The organism is Rhodococcus tibetensis, from assembly GCF_024438035.1.
Taxonomy (GTDB): domain Bacteria; phylum Actinomycetota; class Actinomycetes; order Mycobacteriales; family Mycobacteriaceae; genus Rhodococcus_F; species Rhodococcus_F tibetensis.
Window position 1 is genome coordinate 114532 of record NZ_JANFQF010000002.1, and the last position, 18194, is coordinate 132725.

General features: G+C 66.2%; 12 protein-coding genes. 2 read left to right on the forward strand and 10 right to left on the reverse strand.

The genetic code is table 11. The annotated features are described in order from the left end of the window. Positions 1 to 3: 3 nt before the first annotated feature. Positions 4 to 1026, reverse strand: coding sequence for an agmatine deiminase family protein (locus NOF53_RS03225; protein ID WP_255965530.1), 1023 nt, complete (start codon positions 1024 to 1026; stop codon positions 4 to 6). Then, positions 1026 to 2015 (reverse strand): nitrilase-related carbon-nitrogen hydrolase, encoded by a 990-nt coding sequence (locus tag NOF53_RS03230; RefSeq protein WP_255965531.1) that lies wholly within the window; start codon positions 2013 to 2015, stop codon positions 1026 to 1028. The genes NOF53_RS03225 and NOF53_RS03230 overlap by 1 nt, the downstream gene beginning before the upstream one ends. Positions 2016 to 2179: 164 nt before the next feature. On the opposite strand from NOF53_RS03230, the gene NOF53_RS03235 reads away from it, so the two are divergent. Next, a complete protein-coding gene (locus tag NOF53_RS03235) occupies positions 2180 to 2824 on the forward strand; it encodes a TetR/AcrR family transcriptional regulator C-terminal domain-containing protein (RefSeq protein WP_255965532.1) in 645 nt (214 codons plus the stop codon). Here the strand turns inward: NOF53_RS03235 and NOF53_RS03240 are convergent. The 6 genes from NOF53_RS03240 to NOF53_RS03265 all read right to left on the reverse strand — a co-directional run bounded on the left by NOF53_RS03240 (position 2751) and on the right by NOF53_RS03265 (position 11605). Further along, on the reverse strand, positions 2751 to 4325 hold the full coding sequence (locus tag NOF53_RS03240) for an APC family permease (RefSeq protein WP_255965533.1): 1575 nt from the start codon (positions 4323 to 4325) through the stop codon (positions 2751 to 2753). The genes NOF53_RS03235 and NOF53_RS03240 overlap by 74 nt on opposite strands. A 55-nt stretch (positions 4326 to 4380) precedes the next feature. After that, a complete protein-coding gene (locus NOF53_RS03245) occupies positions 4381 to 5271 on the reverse strand; it encodes a universal stress protein (RefSeq protein ID WP_255965534.1) in 891 nt (296 codons plus the stop codon). A 34-nt stretch (positions 5272 to 5305) separates the two neighbouring features. Beyond that, a complete protein-coding gene (locus NOF53_RS03250) occupies positions 5306 to 6760 on the reverse strand; it encodes an NAD-dependent succinate-semialdehyde dehydrogenase (protein ID WP_255965535.1) in 1455 nt (484 codons plus the stop codon). Continuing rightward, positions 6753 to 8708, reverse strand: coding sequence for a primary-amine oxidase (locus NOF53_RS03255; protein WP_255965536.1), 1956 nt, complete (start codon positions 8706 to 8708; stop codon positions 6753 to 6755). Before NOF53_RS03255 ends, NOF53_RS03250 begins: the two co-directional genes overlap by 8 nt. Before the next feature lie 72 nt (positions 8709 to 8780). Then, complete coding sequence (gene gabT / locus NOF53_RS03260; RefSeq protein WP_255965537.1) at positions 8781 to 10121, reverse strand: 4-aminobutyrate--2-oxoglutarate transaminase; 1341 nt, start codon at positions 10119 to 10121, stop codon at positions 8781 to 8783. A 53-nt stretch (positions 10122 to 10174) separates the two neighbouring features. Further along, the gene (locus NOF53_RS03265; RefSeq protein ID WP_255965538.1) at positions 10175 to 11605 is read right to left on the reverse strand and encodes a gamma-aminobutyraldehyde dehydrogenase; all 1431 of its coding nucleotides are present in this window, start codon (positions 11603 to 11605) and stop codon (positions 10175 to 10177) included. 406 nt (positions 11606 to 12011) lie between these two features. Between NOF53_RS03265 and NOF53_RS03270 the strand changes: the two genes are divergently transcribed. Beyond that, positions 12012 to 13538 (forward strand): PucR family transcriptional regulator, encoded by a 1527-nt coding sequence (locus NOF53_RS03270; RefSeq protein ID WP_255965539.1) that lies wholly within the window; start codon positions 12012 to 12014, stop codon positions 13536 to 13538. A 27-nt stretch (positions 13539 to 13565) separates the two neighbouring features. On the opposite strand, the gene NOF53_RS03275 is transcribed toward NOF53_RS03270, so the two are convergent. Together NOF53_RS03275 and NOF53_RS03280 are read right to left on the reverse strand one after the other, a co-directional pair. After that, positions 13566 to 14927 (reverse strand): flavin monoamine oxidase family protein, encoded by a 1362-nt coding sequence (locus NOF53_RS03275; RefSeq protein ID WP_255965540.1) that lies wholly within the window; start codon positions 14925 to 14927, stop codon positions 13566 to 13568. 50 nt (positions 14928 to 14977) lie between these two features. Beyond that, positions 14978 to 18163 carry an NAD-glutamate dehydrogenase domain-containing protein gene (locus NOF53_RS03280; RefSeq protein ID WP_255965541.1) on the reverse strand — a complete coding sequence of 1062 codons (3186 nt, stop codon included), beginning with the start codon at positions 18161 to 18163 and terminating at the stop codon, positions 14978 to 14980. Positions 18164 to 18194 lie beyond the last annotated feature (31 nt).

The following is an 18194-nucleotide window of genomic DNA, read 5'->3' on the forward strand; positions in this document are numbered from 1 at the left end:
GCGTCAGCGTCCGGCGGGCTGGTGCTGCGTGATGCAGTGGATTCCGCCGCCGCGGGCGAAGAGGGGCCGGGCATCGACGGTCACCACTTCGCGGCCAGGGTAAGCGGCCGAGAGGATCGCGGCTGCCTCCTCGTCAGCGGGATCGCCGAAACTGCAGGCAATCACGCCACCGTTGACGACGAAATGGTTGATGTAGCTGTAGTCGACGAATCCCTCGGCGTCACGGAGCACGGTCGGTGCCGGCACCGGAATGATCTGCCAGGATTCGCCGCGGGCATCCGTGGTCTGCTTCAGCAGGTCGATGACGGCCTTGCTGACCTCGAAGTCGGGGTGTTCCGGATCGCGCTGGTCGTGGACGAGCAGGACCCCGGGCGACGCGACTGCGGCCACGATGTCGACGTGTCCGCGCGTGCCGTAAATGTCGGAATCGCGGGTGAGACCCCGGGGCAGCCAGATGACTTTCGTGGCGCCGAGGGTGCGCGCGAGTTCGGCCTCGACATCAGCTTTGGACAGTCCCGGGTTACGGCCGGGGTCGAGTTGCACGGTCTCGGTGACCAGTACGGTGCCGAGGCCGTCCACCTGTATGCCGCCGCCCTCGTTGACGAGCGTCGACTCGACGAGTTCGGCGCCGGACCGATCGATCACCAGCCTGCCGATCTTCGAGTCGCGGTCCCACCGGGCCCAGTCCTGACCGCCCCACCCGTTGAACACCCAGTCGACCCCGCCCAGCCTGCCGTCCTCGGACAGCACGAAGGTGGGACCGATGTCCCGCATCCAGGCGTCGTTCAGTGGTGCCTCGACGACGTCGATGCCGGGGGAGAGATACTCCCTCGCGACGGCAATTTCGTCCGGGTCGATCACGACGGTGACGGGTTCGAACCGGGCGACCGCGTGCGCGACCGCGGCCCACGTGCTGCGTGCCTCGTGTCGTGCTGCGGGAGTGTCCCCCAGCGAGTATCCCTCGCTCGGAAAGGCCATCCAGGTGCGCTCGTGGGGTTCGCCCTCCGCGGGCATGCGCCAGGTCATCAGGCTTTCCCGAGGGGGGAGGCGTGATCGACCGGCTCGATGAGACGGCCGTAGGTGTCGGGCCGTCTCGTGGTGAGGAACGGGAACAGTGCGAGCCAGTCCTCTCGCTGCTGGAGGTCGAGGTCGGCCACCAGAACCGCGGACTCGTCGCGGGGTGCCTGAACGAGGATGCGGCCGTACGGATCGGAGATGAACGACGACCCGTAGAACGTGATGAGGCCTTCGTTGCCGTGGCGGTTGGGAACCACCATGAACGTGCCGTTGGCGATACCGTTTCCGACGATCACCTGTTGCCACAGGGGCTGGGTATCGAACTTCGGGAAGTCGGGCTCGGAGCCGATCGCGGTGGGATACACGAGAACCTCTGCGCCACCGAGCGAATACGCACGAGCCACCTCGGGGAACCACTCGTCCCAGCAGGTCGGCAGGCCGAGTTTCACATCGCCCAGCGCAGTGTGCACCGGGTACGGATCGGCGGCAGGTCCGCCGCGGAAATAGGTGTCTTCGTAATAGCCGGCGGTCACGGGAATGTGTAGTTTGCGGGTGCGTGCCAGCAGTCGGCCGGACGGCGCCACGAGGATGGCCGTGTTGAAACCGAGGCCGTCGTCGTAGCTCTCCCCGTTCTCGCGGTCGTCGCGCTCGTAGAGCGAGGCGTGCACGGGGATCCCGTGTTCGGCCGCGGCCTTGGCGGCGAAGATGAAGGTGGGGCCAGTGAGGAGGTCTTCAGCCTGGCGGCCGGGGTTGGCGCCGCCTTCCACGAATGCGGGATAGCGACTGAGTGTCAGCTCGGGGAGGAACACGACCTGGGCTCCGAGGCGTGCGGCCGTAGCGATTCCCTCGTCGAGTTCGGCGCGTAGTTCCTGCTCGTCCTCGTGCCACCGGTGCTGCACCAGCCCGACGCGCAGCAGGCTGCGTTGGGTCTTCTGTGTGCTTGTGAGGGGCGTCCTCGTGAGCGGCTCGGGAGGGGTCGGTGTGGTGATCGTCAACATTGTGGTCCTCGGATGTCCGGTTCGGCGAGTGCCTAAAACGAATTAGATTCGTTAAGTATGGTGGGTGAATGCTCGGCGATCAAGGGGTGGGACGAGTCGACTTCGATTTTTTTCTCGTTCGACTCTGTCGTCGGCAGCGAAACATCGACCAGAAGGGCGCACTCATGCCTCGGCCATCACAGCGGCTGCTGTCACCGGAGATCATCACGGAAGCGGCCATTCGCATGGTCGACCTCACCGGTGACTTCACGATGCCGGGTCTCGCCGAACGGCTGAAGGTGCGGCCCTCCTCGCTGTACAACCATGTGTCCGGGAGGGCGGAGATCATCGAATTGATGCGTGCCCGCGTGATGGCGGGCATCGTGGTGACCGGCCCCGACGGCAAGTGGAGCGAGACGGTGGCCGGCCTGGCGCGCGAGTATCGGCGCAATTACGCCGAGCATCCTCGGCTGATTCCGCTGTTCACCGCGCACACGGTACAGTCCGGTGTGGCGTTCGGGCTGTACAACGCTCTGGCGCAGGCATTTTCGGAGGGCGGATTCTCGCCGGAGGAAGTCCTGCACGCCATCACGACGGTTGACAGCTTCGTTCTGGGCTCCGCGCTCGACCTCGCCGCTCCTGAAGTGGTGTGGGCGACTGCCCCCGAGGCGAACGAGTCGATGCGGGCAGCGCTTGCCACTTCCGGGCCGAACCCCGGACGGGCCGATGCAGCATTCGAGTTCGGGCTGCGCACTCTCATCGCAGGCTTGGTGGCACAGGCTCCGACGCAAGGTCGCCCTCGTCTCGCAGCGCCGACGTCTCCCGCGTGAGGGTCCTGCCCTGGAAGAATTCGGGGTTGCGGAAACGCATGATCACCATCAGGACGGCACCGAGAAGAAGAATGCCGAATCCGAGGTAGAACACGAGTCCGATTCCGCCGATCTGCGCGCCGCTACCGTTTTCGGGGTCCATGCTCTCGTCGACCGAGATGACGAACACCGCGAGCAACATCAGTCCGCCCAACAGGGGGAACGCGAAGCGGAAGACGGCGTTGCGGACGCTGGTGAACAGCCGTCCCCGGAAGTACCACACGCAGGCGAACGCGGTGATGCCGTAGTACCAGCAGATCATGATGCCGAGTGCGGCAATGGTGTCGAGCAGGGCGCTCTCGGACAGGAACGTGACCACCGTGTAGAACACGGCCGTCACGACACCGGCAACGACGGTGGCGTAGGACGGCACCAGGAAGCGGGGGGACACCTCGGCGAGCTTCTTGGGGAATGCGCCGTAGGCACCCATGGCCAGCATCGTGCGAGCTGCCGGGAGGAAGGTGGTCTGCAGGCTCGCGACCGAGGAGACGAACACCGCGAGGAACAGCAGCATGCCGCCCCAGTTGCCGAGTACGGGATCCGCGAGAGCGCCGAACACGTTCTCGGAGTTGTCCGGGTTACCGAGGCCGAGTCCCTCTTCTCCGACACCCGCGTACATCATCGCCGCGACCGAGACCAGCAGGTAAGTCAACAGGATCGTCGCCACGCACAGCAGTCCCGCGCGACCGGGAGTCTTCTTGGGGTTCTTCGATTCCTCTCCGAGGGTCAGGCAGGTGTCCCATCCCCAGAAGGCGAAGATCGAACCGGTGACACCGATGACGAAGGCGCCGATCGCCAGTCCGGAGAACGGATCGAACCAGCTGAGGTCGAACGACAGGCTCGCCGGGGAGTCACCTGCTCCCACATGAACCAGTGCGACTACGGCGAAGGTGATGAGGAGCACCATCTGGAAGCCGACGAGTGCGACCTGCAGGCGCTCGCTGGTGGTGATGCCGCGGCTGGCGATCCAGGTCGCGAGAGCGATGAAGACGAGCGTGGTGCCGACGTTGACGAATTTGTTGCCGGGTAGATCAGCGATGCCCGGACTGTCGAACAGTCGGGCGATGAACAGGTAGAAGAACTGGACGGCAATCGCCGCGAGATTCGACAGCACGATGATGGTGGCGATCACCATTCCCCAGCCGCACATCCACCCGACGTAGGGACCGAACGCCTTGGTGGACCAGGTGAACGACGCCCCGCAGTCCGGGGATTCGGAGTTCAACTCACGGTAGGCGTAGGCCGTGAGGAACATGGGAATGAACCCGGCGATGAAGATGGCGGGCATCTTCAATCCCACCGCGGCAACGATCAGTCCGATGCTCGCCGTCAGGGTGTAACCGGGTGCGACGGAGGAGATTCCGAGAATCGCGCCGGACAGTGTGCCGACCGTGCCGGTGGCCAGGCCCTTGGCGCTCACCCCGCCCTCGCGGGACGCCTGTGCGGCTTCGTCGTTCGTCATGGTCGAACCTCCGGTGGGGAACAAGCGTGGATCCGGGGCGGGTGTGGTGGAAGGTTTACGCACTGTGCGGGAACTCCTGCTTCGGTACGACGACCATGGGTACCGGCAGGACGCGGAGCATCTTGGCGGCGGTGGAGCCCAGGAACAGTCGATGAGGTTGGGCGAGGCGGCTGGAGCCGACCATGACGAGGTCGCCGTCCTGCCAGTCGAGTGTGCGAACCGCCGATTCCACCGTGGATCCGTCGGCGATCAGCACGGAGATCGGAAACTCCTCGGGCAACACGGATCGCGCCGCGTCGAGGGTGCTCTGCGCGTGGGCGACGGCGCGTTCGCGAATGTCCTCCGGGGTGTCACGGTGATCGCGGAGGTCGTTCTGCGGGTCAAGTGCCACCAGCGACACCAAGCGTAGGGGTGCCTGCATGAGCTCGCTGGTCTTGGCCGCGGTTCGCAGCAGGACATCGGCGCCGGTACGGGTGCCGAGCGCGCAGGTGATCTCCCGGATCTGCTTGGCCGTGGAATGCCGGGCACCGCGCGGCGCCAGAGCCAGCGGAACGTGTGCGGAGTGCAACAGCTCCGTCGACACGGATCCGACGGAGTGCCGCCCCAGTAGTCCGTCGCCGGCGGCGCCGACGACGATGGCCTGTGCGCCGAGCCGGGACACCTCGTCGAGCAGACCCTGGGCGAATGATTCGTGAAAGCTCAGGTGGACTTCCACGTCGAGGTCGCTCGGCACCGACGACTTCGCCTCGTCCAGCCAGCGCTGGGCGCGGGCGGCGAGGATGTCGTCGTAGCCGGTTTTTGCCGGAACTCTCGCCGGGACCGTGCGGTCCGGCGGGAGCACCATGCAGATGTCGAGCTGTGCGCCGAGACTGCGGGCGAGCTGCGTCCCGAGGGCCAGACCGTCCTCCCCGCTCGGGGTGGCGAGATATCCAACGACCAAACGCATGATGACGGTTCCGATCTGTCTCGGGGAGGGTGGATTACGCGAAGCCGACGTATTTGGTCTCGAGGTATTCCTCGATGCCTTCGGTGCCGCCTTCGCTGCCGAGGCCGGATTGCTTGATGCCGCCGAAGGGGGCGGCGACGTCGGAGATGACTCCGCGGTTGACGCCGACCATGCCGCTCTCGAGTTTGTCGGCCACGCGCAGTGCGCGGTCGAGGTGTTGGGTGTAAATGTAGGCGGCGAGCCCGTATTCGGTGTCGTTCGCGGCTGCTATTGCTTCGGCTTCGGTGTCGAAGCCGGTGATGGCGGCGACGGGTCCGAAGATTTCCTCGCGGATGATGCGGGCTCCGGCGGGTACCTCGTCGAGGACGGTGGGCTCGAAGAAGTAGCCGGGGCCGTCGATGGTCTTGCCGCCGGTGCGGACCCGGGCGCCCGCGGCGACGGCGTCGTCGACCAGGGATGCGACGTTGCGGCGTTGCTTGTCGTTGACGAGGGGGCCGACGTGGGTGCCTTCTTCGGTGCCGGGTCCGACGGTGAGTGCGGCGATGCGGTCGGTGAGTTTGGTGGTGAATTCTTCGCGTACCGAGTTGGCGACGATCAGGCGGTTGGCGGCGGTGCAGGCCTCGCCGCCGTTGCGCATCTTCGCGGCCATCGCCCCGTCGACGGCAGCGTCGATGTCGGCGTCGTCGAAGACGACGAACGGGGCGTTGCCGCCGAGTTCCATCGAGGTGCGCAGGACCTGTTGGGCGGACTGTTCGATGAGGATCTTGCCGACCCGGGTGGATCCGGTGAACGTGACCTTCCGCAGTCGCGGATCGGCGAGGAGCGGTTCGGTGACCGCGGCGGCGTCGAGGGTGGGCAGCACCGAGAGCACTCCGGCGGGGAGTCCGGCTTCGGCGAAGATCTCGGCGAGCAGCAGCATGGTCAGTGGGGTGTCCTCGGCGGGCTTGACGATGATGGTGCAGCCGGCGGCGAGGGCGGGGCCGATCTTGCGGGTGCCCATGGCGAGGGGAAAGTTCCAGGGGGTGACGGCGAGGGTGGGTCCGACGGGGACCTTGGTGACCATGATCCGCCCGGTACCGGACGGGGAGGTGGTGTAGCGGCCCTGGATGCGGACGGCTTCCTCGCTGAACCAGCGCAGGAACTCGGCGCCGTAGTTCACCTCGCCGCGGCTCTCGGGTAGTGCCTTGCCCATTTCCATGGTCATCAGCAGGGCGAGGTCTTCGGTGCGTTCGATGACGTTTTCCCACGCGGACCGCAGGATGATCGACCGTTGCCGGGGTGCGGTCGCGGCCCATTCTTCCTGTACTGCGGCGGCGGAATCGAGGGCGTGGAGCGCGTCCTTGCTGCCTGCGTTCGCGACGTCGGCGAGGTGGGCACCGGTGGCCGGGTCGTAGACCGGGAAGGTGCCGCCGTCGATCGGGTCGGTTTGGGTGCCGTCGATCCACAGGCCGGTGGGCAGGGTCGCGCGGAGCCGCTGAAAATCAGTCATGGGAGTCCTCGTGGTGGGTGGGATGGTCATCGCACGCCTCCGGGGTGGGGGCGAGGTCGAGGGCGGGATTGCGGTCGAAGAACCCGGCCGGCTTCAGCCAGAACGAGACGATGTCCGCGGGCATGATCGGCCAGTCCTCCGGCCGGGGAATGTGGTGGATACCGAACGTGTACCAGAGGACGACATCGGCGTTCTCGATCGGCCGGTTTGCCGCGGTCCACGCCGGTAGTCCGCTGCCCGACGCGCTCTGGTTGACGAATTCGCCTGCAGGCCAACGTTCGTCCGGTGAGTTTGGCGTCACCCAGAGTGTGTGCTCGATCGCGCCCGTGCGCTGGAGAATGGGCGAACTCGGATCGAACATCGACGGGATCGCACCGCCCGGCACGAGCTTGTAGGCGGGTGGAGTCCCGAGGCCGGTACGAACGTTGTCGTTGACGACTTTCCATGCCCGCTGGCTCTGCCAGTCGTAGTCCTGGCGCCCCTCGAGTTCCGTGCGCAGTGCAGTGTTCCTCTGCCGCAGCGCGAGTCCGTACGGGTTGTCCGGTCCGATCGGCACCACCTCGGTCTCGGAGGCGTACACCGTGTTGTCGGTGCCGTCGACGTCGAGGTCGAGTCGGGCGACCAGGAAGTGCTGGTGGAACGGCGCAACAGTGCGTTGGTCGACCAGCGTGCCGCTCGGATTGCTCTCACCGGGTGGGACGTGGCTGACCACCATGATCCCGGTGGCGCGGACCTCGCATTCGATGTTGCCGTCCTGATAGAACCGCCAGTAGATCAGGTACTCGTAATTGGCGACCGTGACGTGGAACGACACGGTGAGGCGGCGCATTCGCCGTACTTCTGCGCCGGCGTCGTGGTCGACGTGCTTCCACAGGACGGCGTTGTCCTCCTCGTGGATGCAGATGGCGTTCGGGATCGTGTACGGCTGACCCTTGCTGTCGTGCAGCACGGCGTCGAGGTAGCGGATCTCACCGAGGCAGTCGCAACCCAGGGTCAGCGACGTGGTCATGAAGCCGATGCCCCATTCGCCGATGTCGAAGGCGGTGCGGCGGTAGTGGTCCGGGCTGGTGTCGCGGTAGGGCACGGCCATCTCGGCGAGCGAGAGGCGATTCGCGATCGAGCGCACCCGGCCGTTGTCGTTGTAGGTCAGCGCATGCAGTGTCATACCCTCGCGGTAGTTGAAGCCCACCCGCAGCGACCAGTTCTGCCACTCGAGCTTGTTGCCCTCGAGCGTGAACGACGGCCCCTCGGACTGGGTGATGTTCAGGGGCTTCAACGGTTCCCGGGTACTGGCACGACGGATGCGCTCGGGAATGTGCCGGGGCACATACTCACCCATGACCTCGGGGCGTTCGACGCTGAACGTGTCCTCGATCTCGAGCAGTTCCATGGCATTGACGTCGATCACGCAATGAAACCCGTTGACGGGACCCGCATAGGGATTGGCTCCCTCGGCGGCTCGGACCCAGGTGTCCGACCAACCGAGCCGGCGTCCCCTGTACTTCTCCGGAGTGACCGCGTCGCCGTAGGTCCACACGTCCATGAACACCAGACTCATGTCCGTGATCCCGCGCTTCGCGAGGGCCGCGATCACCTCGGGATGGGTGCGGAGGAATTCGTCCGCTTCCTCCCACTCGTCGACGGTGAAGTTGGCCTGCACGCCGGGCACGTGCTGCCAGGAGACGACGTTGTCTCCCGGCAGCGACACCACTGCCTTGTACGTGTCACCCGAAAGTCGCTCGAAGCACACGACGAGAGCCCGTCGGTCCGGCACAGTGCCGTCGCTGTCGAACGCGGCCACCTCCGCCTTGCTCGGCTCGGCGAGTTCGATCGATGCGAAACGCCACCCGTCCGCGACGCCGTGTTCACGGGCGAGCAGGCGTGCCACAGCAGAGAATTCCTCTGCCGCCAGTGGATCCAGTGGATGGAACGTGCCGGTGCCGGTCATGGTGGTCTCCTTCGGGCGCTTCGCGCCCGCACGCCTTTCTGGTAGTGGTGGCTACCAGAAAGGCGCACGGGGTCAGACGAGCGAGCGGACTATCTGCTCGATGACCGTCAACGCGTCCTCGAGCAGGTCGTAGCCGATCACCAACGGGGGAAGCAGGCGGATCACGTTGCCGTAGGTACCGCATGTCAACAGGATGACGCCCTGCTCGAGAGCCTGGGCAGCTATCGCCTTGGTCAACTCCCCGTCCGGTTCGGTGGTTCCGGGCTTGACGAATTCCATCGCCAGCATGGCACCGCGACCGCGCACGTCACCGATCACACCGACCTCGGCGGCGAGGGCCTTCAACCGCGGCAGGACGAGGTCGCCGATGCGCTGAGCCCTGCCCGGCAGGTCGAATGTCCGCATGCTGTCGAGTGCGGCGAGCGCCGCAGCACAGGCGACAGGGTTGCCGCCGTACGTGCCGCCGAGTCCACCGGGATGGACCTTGTCGAGAAGTTCGGCCCGTCCCGTGATCGCAGAGAGCGGCATTCCGCCCGCCATACCTTTGGCCATGGTGATGATGTCCGGGACCACGTTCTCGTGCTCGCAGGCGAACCAGGCGCCGGTGCGGGAGAACCCGGTCTGCACTTCGTCGGCGATGAAGACGACACCGTTGGCACGCGCCCAGGCCACCAGTGTGGGGAGGAATCCCTCGGCGGGAACGATGAATCCGCCCTCACCCTGGATCGGCTCGATGATGATCGCCGCGAGTGAATCGGCGCCGATCTGCTTCTCCATCTGGCTGATGGCACGCTGGGCGGCCTGCTCGCCGGTCAGTCCGTCCTGATCTCGGTACGGGTACGACATCGGGAGGCGGTACACCTCGGGAGCGAACGGACCGAAGTGGGCTTTGTAGGGCATCGACTTGGCGGTCAAGGCCATCGTCAGGTTGGTGCGACCGTGGTAGGCATGGTCGAACGCGACGACGGCATCGCGGCCGGTGGCGAGGCGAGCGACCTTGATCGCGTTCTCCACCGCTTCGGCGCCCGAGTTGAAGAGAACGGTGCGCTTCTCGTGATCCCCGGGGGTGAGGGCGGCGAGTTCCTCCGCGACCCGCACGTAACCCTCATACGGGGTCACCATGAAGCAGGTGTGGGTGAAGTGCCCGACCTGTTCCCGAACCGCCTCGGCCACAGCGGGATCGGAGGCTCCCACGCTGGTGACGGCGATGCCGGAGCCGAGGTCGATCAGGGAGTTGCCGTCGACGTCCACGACCACACCACCGTCCGCATCCGCTGCGTACACGGGCACGCTCGAGCCGACGCCCGCGGCCACGGTGGCCCGGCGGCGAGCGGTGAGGGCCGCCGACTTCGGGCCGGGGAGCTCGGTGACCAGTGCGCGTTTCTGCGGCAGCCGGTACTGGATGTCGTTCATCAGGGTGAATTCCTCAGGGTCGTGACGGTAAAAGGGGCGAACGGAATTCGACGTCAGTCGTGGGAACTCATGACGTGCTTGATGCGGGTGTAGTCCTCGACGCCGTAGCCGGAGAGGTCCTTGCCGTAGCCGGAGTACTTGAATCCGCCGTGCGGCATCTCGGCGACGAGCGGGATGTGGCAGTTGATCCACACGGCGCCGAAGTCGAGTGCGGCCGAAAGACGCTGGGTCACACCGTGGTCCTGGGTCCACACGCTCGACGCCAGACCGTACCGGACGTCGTTGGCCAGGGTGATGGCTTCCTTCTCGTCCGAGAAGCTCTGCACGGTGAGGATGGGTCCGAACGTCTCCTCCTGCACGATGTCGTCGCGCTGGTCGACGCCGGTGATGACGGTGGGCTCGAAGAAGAAGCCCCGCTCCCCAGCGCGCTTGCCGCCGGTGGCGATCTTGGCGGAGGCGGGAAGATTCGCAATCTTCGCGTTGACGGCGTTGAAGTGGTTGATGTTGTTGAGCGGACCGTAGAACGTGTCCGGGTCGTCCGGCAGTCCCGGCTTCAGCGTCTCGGCCTTGCGGACCAGCGCGTCGACGAGCTGGTCGTGGATCGACTCGTGGACGAGGACACGGGTGGCTGCGGTGCAGTCCTGGCCGCCGTTGAAGAACGCCGCTTCGGCGATTCCGCCGGCGGTCTTCTCGATGTCGACGTCATCGAACACGATGGCAGGTGCCTTGCCGCCCAGTTCGAGGTGTGCGCGCTTGAGCTGCCGGGCGGCGGAGACGGCCACCGCGATTCCGGCGCGCACGGAACCGGTGATCGACACGAGTCCGAGCGCGGGGTTCTCCACGAGAGTCGCACCGGTCTCCCCGTTGCCCAGCACCACGTTGAATACTCCGTCGGGCAGGATGCCATTGGTCAACCGGGCGAGAACCAGGGTGCTGTTCGGGGTGGTGTCGCTGGGCTTGAGGACGATGGTGTTCCCGGCCGCCAGTGCGGGTCCGATCTTCCACAGCGCCATCATGAACGGGTAGTTCCACGGAGTCACCTGGCCGACGACACCGATCGGTTCCCGGCGCACATAGGAGGTGAAGCCCTCCATGTACTCCCCGGCGGCCTTGCCCTCGAGCATGCGGGCTGCGCCTGCGAAGAACCGGAGCTGATCTGCCCCGACCTTGATCTCCTCGTCGGCAATGACCTGCTTGGGCTGGCCGGTGTTGCGGCACTCCGCCTCGACCAGTTCGTCGCTGTGCGCCTCGATCGCGTCGGCCAGCTTCAGCAACGCCGTCTGGCGCACGCTCGGGGTGGTCTTCCCCCAGGACACGAAGGCGCGTTCCGCCGCCTCGACGGCAGCGTCCACATCGGCCTTGGTGGACACCGGCGCACGGCCGACGACGCCCTCGTCTACCGGATTGATCAAGTCGAGGGTCTCCGTCGCCGACGAGGCGACGAACTCACCGTTGATGTAGTTCTGAAGTACGTCGATGGACATCCGTACGGTTCCTCTCCTGGGGTCGAACGGGCCGCCGACACACGTCCATCGGGGTCCGTCAAGCATCTGGTAGTCAGTGTGCGCTGCCTCACAAGGACAGGGCAGCTGACGAAATGGTGAAAACATAGGCGCAGGGCGCGCCGACTTGTCCAGCCTCCGCCCGAAGGGGAGCAGAGGCTCAGCGAATCGGATTCGTACGGTTGCGGGGACGCGGGTTCGGGCGCACGACCTCAAAGGAACGAAATTCGTCGATGTGGTGCTTGGGTGTCCGTACAGGTCACCGACGCGAGACCTCTGACAGAATGGAGTCGACGCTCGGGATCATCTGGCCGATCTGTCTAGCGACGCTGTCGGGATCGACGCGTCAGGGTGGCACCCACCAGACCGCAACGCGCAGGAGCCCGACATGACCGTTCCCGTCCGCTGGATGTTGTCCCAGCCGGATCTCGCTCTCGAACTTCGGGGTGGAACCGCGGGTCTCGGCAACGAGATTACTTTCGCCATTACCACCGAATTGTCCGATCCGTTCCGGTGGCTCTCCGGCGGGGAACTGCTGCTCACCACCGGGCTGCGACTGCCCCTGACAGCAGCCGACCGGGCGCGGTATCTACGCGGGCTGGCTGACGTGGGGGTAGCGGCCGTCGGATTCGGCACCGGACTTTCGCATCCGGAGGTGCCGGACGACCTGGTGGCCGTCGCCGACGACCTCGGTCTCCCGCTGCTGGAGGTGCCGTTGCCGACACCGTTCGCCGCCGTCGTCAAGCGGGTCATGAGCCGTCTCGCCGAACAAGAATACGAGTCGGTGCTGCGGGCGTCCCGCGCCCAGCCGCGGATGACGCGCGCCGTCATCTCGGGTGGTACCGGCGCCACGGTCCGTGAACTTGCGGTGGCTACCTCGGCCACCGTGCTGCTCCTCGATCTGTCCGGCCGGGTGCTCGAACACCATCCGGCGCGACCGGACGAGGAGGTACTGACCGAGTTGCGGGACGTGCTGGCGGCCGGAACGGGGGGAGCGTCGAGCAGCGTGTCGCTGGCGCGGTCGGGGGCCTCGATTACCGTCCAGCAGATCAGTGTCGGGAGCACTCCGCACGGTCATCTCGCGGTGATCAGCCCGACGGCGCTCAGCCATGTCGATCAGATTCTGCTGGGCCACGCCAACTCCCTGTTGGCGTTGGACTTCGAGAAACCCGCTCGCCTGCGGACCGCACAAAATCTGCTCAATTCGCATGCGCTCGGTCTGCTGCTCACCGAAGATCGCGACCTGGATCCGGCGTGGGATCAAATTCGGCAGGCGGCGGACGCCGACGGGATGGTGCGAGGCCTGACGGTGGTAGCCGAGACGGTGGAACTCGCGCAGCGGGTGGAGTCAGCGGTGGCTGCGGCGATGAACAAGGCTGGAAGGCAGCTCTTCTCGCGTTGCCAGGATGCCCGGGTCACGGTACTTCTCCGCGGAACTGACGATGTGGACTCGGTCCGGTCGATGCTGAGGGGCCTGTCCTCGACTGAGCGAAAAGCGGTCCGTGCCGGGTTGAGTGGGCGCCGGGCGTTGGCCGGTGTGGTGGCCGCGATCGAGCAGTCACAACTCGCCGCCTCGGCTGCCGAAGCGGGCGCCGAACCACTGGAGTTCGCGGCGCTCACCGGCAGTGCCCTGCTCACGTTCAGCGCGACCCGCGAGGTGCTCAACTCGCTGGCGGACACGATGATTGCGCCCATCGACGACTACGACCGCGCGAACGGCACGGAACTATTGGGATCGTTGCGGGCATTCCTCGAGGCCAACGGGCACTGGGAGTCGGCGGCCGCCGCGATGGGCGTGCACCGGCACACTCTGCGCAGCCGGATGGCGCGGATCGAAGCTCTGATCGACTGCAGGCTGGACGTGGCGCGGGTGCGCGCCGAACTACTGCTTGCGATCATTGCCCGGCAGTCGTGACGACTACCGGGCAATGATCGCGGGAGACTACTTGCCGAGGCGAGCGAGAATGTCCCGGGCGGTGCGCTGACCCATCCGCACGGCGCCATCCACGTGCTGGTAGCCCTCGGCCGCGATGTCCGAGCAGGAGAAGTGCAGCGGTCCCACCGGGGTCCGCGTGTCCTTTCCGTACCGATGCAGGCCACCGAGGTCGAAGCTCGCGGCGTAGGCGCCCCGGGTCCATTCTTCGGAGCCCCAGTCGGATTCGTAGTACACCGCCGGCTGGGCTGCCTTCGGCCCGAGGTAGCGGGCGAGCGAGTCGAGAATGGTGGCGCGACGATCCTCCTCGCTCAATTCGAACATCGCGTCTGCCTTCTCGTCCGACACGAACGCGACAAGGGTGCCCCGGGTGTCCTTGTGATTGGTGTTGTCATACACCTCCTGCACGATCTCCGAGGCCCCGAAACCGGTGCCGGACAGGCCGTCCTCGCGCCAGAACGGCGTCTCGTACACGGCGTGCACCTTGATGACCAGTCCGAGTGACTGGTGCTGATGCATCTGGTGCTGGCGGCGCGGCAGCGGCGGATCGTAGGAGATCCGGGAGTACAGGTTGGGTGGCACTGCGAGCACGACCCGCGACGCTTCCACGCGGATGCCGCCGTCGGCCAGGACGACGGCACCCTGCTGGCTCCATTGCACGGTGCGCACGGGTGCGTTCAGGAACACGTCGTCCCCGAGCGCAGCGGCCATCCGGATCGACACCTGCTGCATGCCACCGATAACGCGCTTGTCGAGGATGAAGTCCTCGTCGACGAGGTGCGAGAACGATCCGGCGGAGGCGGCCATCAGGACGGCCTGCAGCGCAGAGAACGAGTGCGCGGGCTTGGTGAGCATGCCGCCGGCGATGAACAGGCCGATGTTGTCGCGGGCCTCGGCGTCGTCCGACTGCTCGATCAGCCAGTGCTTGAACGAGATGGTGTCGAGCTCGCGGGCAAGTGGGTGCGCCCACGGCTCCTCGGCGCCGACCCGAGCGGCGAGGTCGTCGAGAATGGAGATCAGGCGGTCCATCTCCTTCCGCGTCGTCTCGTCGACGGGGAACGATTCGCCGGTGTAGCGGGTGCGTTCCCCGGCGGCCGAGATGTAGACGGATTCGCCCTCGCGGTAGCGGTCGAACGTCTCGAGGCCGAGTTCGCCCAGAAGTGAGATCAGCGCTGTCTGATCGGGCGAGACCCACTGGCCGCCGATCTCGAGCGTGGCGCCGTCGATCGTGTCGGTCCACGTGCGTCCTCCGACGCGGTCCCGCGCCTCGAGGACTGCGACGGACAGGCCGGCCTTACGCAGTGCGGTGGCAGCGGCCAGCCCGGACGGGCCGGCACCGACGATGGCGACATCTCGCTGGAGAGTGGGCACTTTCGAACTCCTTCGATCGGTGGTGACGTTTGGGGGAACGGGGGTAGGCGTCATCGGCAGCGGTTCAGTGCGAGAGTCAGCTCGGCGACTATTACGCAGATACTCGAATTGTCCACCCGATCGCGACTGCGTAGCTCACCGAGCATCTGTGACAGCCGTTCCGCTGCCGTCGTGTGCCGGTCGAGCCAAGCGGCGACGGCGTCCGCCGCGGATGTGTCGGGGGATGCGTCGCGCAGAACCGAGCCGATCAGTGCGTGCCAGTGCTCCTGCAGGTTGTCGACGAGGACGGCCGCCGCCATCGTCTCCCAGAAGGCGGTCCCGGTCTCACCGACCGAGAACCGTTCCGACAGCCAGTCGAGTCCGACGACTCTACCGAATTCCCGGTAGGTTTCGGCCACCTGGGTGATCGGCGACCCGAGTGTGCGGGCAGTGTCCTCGAGTGCGAACCCCTGCGCGAGGATGCGCAGCGTGCTCAGATCCTGCGCAGGCGCACCGGTGAGCCGGGGGAGCGCGGTTGCCAGTTCCCGGACGGGACCGGCGAATCGCTCGATCAACGCGCGAGCGTCGCTGCCTGCGGTGCGGTGCCGCAGGAGCCACGACGTGGTGTGCTCGATCAGGTCCTGAATGCCGACATGCAGAGTCAGCCTCGTGCGATGGGAGGCACCCCGCAGGGCGAGCACCTCGTGCCACAGGCGATCGATGTCGAACACCTGCCGCACCACCGCGTATGCGCTCGTGATGTCGGCGGTGCCGACACCGACGCGTTCCTCCAAGCGATGGATCAGTCCCGGTCCGACACGGTCGATCATGTCGCCCGCCACGATCACTGCGACGATCTCCCGTGCCAGCCGGTGACCGCTGATCTGCTGCGGCACTCGCTTCCGGATCGGTGCGGGAAAGTAGTCCGCCAGAACGCCCTCGAACACCGCGTCGTCGAGGACGGGTGAGGCGAGAAGTTCCGTGACGACCAGATTCTTGGATTGCGCGAGCAGGACGGCGATTTCGGGGCGGACGAGTCCTTGCCCGGCGCGGTGCCGCGCCGTCAATTCTGCTGAAGTCGGTAGTACCTCGGCGGATCGACTGAGCCCGGCGTCCCGTTCGAGATTTTCGATCAGCCGTTCATGGCGTCCGAGCAGAAAGGGCGCATGCACTTCGGCCAGGCTGATCGCGAGGGTCTGGGCGGCGGCGTCGGCCAGCACCGACTCGGCAATCTCGTTCTGAACCCGCGCCAGGAGAGTGTTCCGTTCGCCGGCGGGCAGTTCTCCCGCCGCAACTGCCGCGTCCACCGCGATCTTCAGATTCACTTCACGGTCGGAGGTGGCGACACCGGTGGCGTTGTCGATGAAGTCGGCGTTGATTCGACCGCCCTTCAGTGCGTACTCGATCCGGGCACGCTGGGTGAACCCGAGGTTTCCGCCCTCACCGACCACCGCGGTGCGCAGCATGTCGGCATCGACGCGGACGGAGTCGTTGGCCGGGTCGGCAGCGTCGGCTTGGCCCTCGGCGGACGCCTTGACGTAGGTTCCGATTCCGCCGTTCCACAACAGGTCGACCTCGGCGGTGAGCAGGGCCTTCACGACCTCGTGCGGAGGCAGGTCGGTTTCGGTGACTCCGAGGCGCTCCCGCACCTGGGGAGACAACGGAATCTTCTTGGCTGTCCGGGGCCACACCCCACCACCGGCGGACACGAGGTTGCGGTCGTAGTCGTCCCAACTACTTCCCGGCACTGCGGCCAGGCGTTCGCGCTCGCGATAGGACGCCTCGGAATCCGGATCCGGATCGAGGAAAATGTGCCGGTGATCGAAGGCGCCGACGAGGCGGATCGCGCGACTGAGCAGCATGCCGTTGCCGAAGACGTCCCCGGACATGTCGCCGATCCCCACCACGGTGAACGCGTCGGTGTCGACGTTCTTACCCATCTCGGCGAAATGCCGACGCACAGACACCCATCCGCCGCGGGCGGTGATTCCCATCGCCTTGTGGTCGTAACCCGCCGAACCTCCGGAGGCGAAGGCGTCGCCCAGCCAGAAGCCGCGCCGCGTCGCAATGCTGTTGGCGAGGTCGGAGAACCGCGCCGTGCCCTTGTCGGCTGCCACCACCAGATACGCGTCGTCACCGTCATAGATCACCGTGTCGCGGGGGTGAACCACCGCGCCGTCGACGATGTCGTCGGTGACGTCGAGCAGCCCTTCGATGAAGTTCGTATACGCCTCCCGCACTGCATCCGGAGTCGGATCGGTGCGTACGACGAAAGCACCCTTCGCCCCCATCGGGACGATCAGCGAATTCTTCACGTGCTGCGTCTTCATCAGTCCCAGCACCTCCGTGCGGAAGTCGTCCTTGCGGTCCGACCAGCGCAGGCCACCTCGGGAGACCGGCCCGCTGCGCACATGACTGCCTTCGACGATCCGAGAGTGCACGAAGATCTCGCGGTACGGGGTGACGGAAGCGGACAGCGACAGCAGCGAGGGATCGATCTTGAACGCCACCGACGCCGTGCCGTTCCCCGACATGCGGTCGTGCCGAAACCAGTTGGTGCGCAGAACAGCCCAAGTGAAGGACCACAAGCCCCGCAACAGGCGGTCCTCGTCCAACGTCGCGGTCTTCTCGATGGCGCTGAGAAGAATCTTCTCCGCAGCCGCGACGGCGGTGTCTCGATCGGGGCGCGCAGGATCGAAACGAGCCGCGAACAATGCGCGGAAACCCCGCGAGAACTCCCTGTGACGCAGCAGGATCGCCACGATGTTCGGCTCCGACAACCCGAGTCCGACCTGGCGGAGATAACGGCAGGCCGCCCGCATCAGGACGGCGTCGGACCAGGTCACGGTGGCCGCCGAAATGAGGCGGGTAAATCCGTCCACTTCCAGATGTCCGGCGGCGGCAGCCTCGAACGCGGCGGACACCAGCCCGGGAGTCGCAGTGTCCCAATCGGAGTCGTCGGTGCGGAAGCCGAATCGGTGGACCACCGGCGTGCCGGAGTCAGCGGGTGGAAGCTGCTCGTGGGAGGCCACCTGCAGCCCGAGGTCGGCGAACAGGGCAACGAGCTCCGCGAGCAGCGGAGTGCCCTGCGGCCAGACCATGACGGCCGCACGCTCCGACCCGGCGTCTGAGGAATCGAGGAAACGTAGCCGCGGGGTTGTGCCACCGGATGCCTGCACCGCGCTCGACACGGCGTGCTCGTCCTGCTGTGGAGGAGGTGTGTCGGTCGTGCTCGCAATGACACCGGTATAGCTCATCGTGTGGCTCCTGACCCCTGATCTGACGAAC

Excerpts from the sequence above, each read along its gene's own strand:
- NOF53_RS03230 (WP_255965531.1), bottom strand. The coding sequence starts at position 2,015 with ATGTTGACGATCACCACACCGACCCCTCCCGAGCCGCTCACGAGGACG.
- NOF53_RS03265 (WP_255965538.1), bottom strand. The coding sequence starts at position 11,605 with ATGTCCATCGACGTACTTCAGAACTACATCAACGGTGAGTTCGTCGCC.
- NOF53_RS03255 (WP_255965536.1), bottom strand. The coding sequence starts at position 8,708 with ATGACCGGCACCGGCACGTTCCATCCACTGGATCCACTGGCGGCAGAG.
- NOF53_RS03250 (WP_255965535.1), bottom strand. The coding sequence starts at position 6,760 with ATGACTGATTTTCAGCGGCTCCGCGCGACCCTGCCCACCGGCCTGTGG.
- NOF53_RS03240 (WP_255965533.1), bottom strand. The coding sequence starts at position 4,325 with ATGACGAACGACGAAGCCGCACAGGCGTCCCGCGAGGGCGGGGTGAGC.
- gabT (WP_255965537.1), bottom strand. The coding sequence starts at position 10,121 with ATGAACGACATCCAGTACCGGCTGCCGCAGAAACGCGCACTGGTCACC.
- NOF53_RS03225 (WP_255965530.1), bottom strand. The coding sequence starts at position 1,026 with ATGACCTGGCGCATGCCCGCGGAGGGCGAACCCCACGAGCGCACCTGG.
- NOF53_RS03235 (WP_255965532.1), top strand. The coding sequence starts at position 2,180 with ATGCCTCGGCCATCACAGCGGCTGCTGTCACCGGAGATCATCACGGAA.
- NOF53_RS03245 (WP_255965534.1), bottom strand. The coding sequence starts at position 5,271 with ATGCGTTTGGTCGTTGGATATCTCGCCACCCCGAGCGGGGAGGACGGT.
- NOF53_RS03270 (WP_255965539.1), top strand. The coding sequence starts at position 12,012 with ATGACCGTTCCCGTCCGCTGGATGTTGTCCCAGCCGGATCTCGCTCTC.
- NOF53_RS03280 (WP_255965541.1), bottom strand. The coding sequence starts at position 18,163 with ATGAGCTATACCGGTGTCATTGCGAGCACGACCGACACACCTCCTCCA.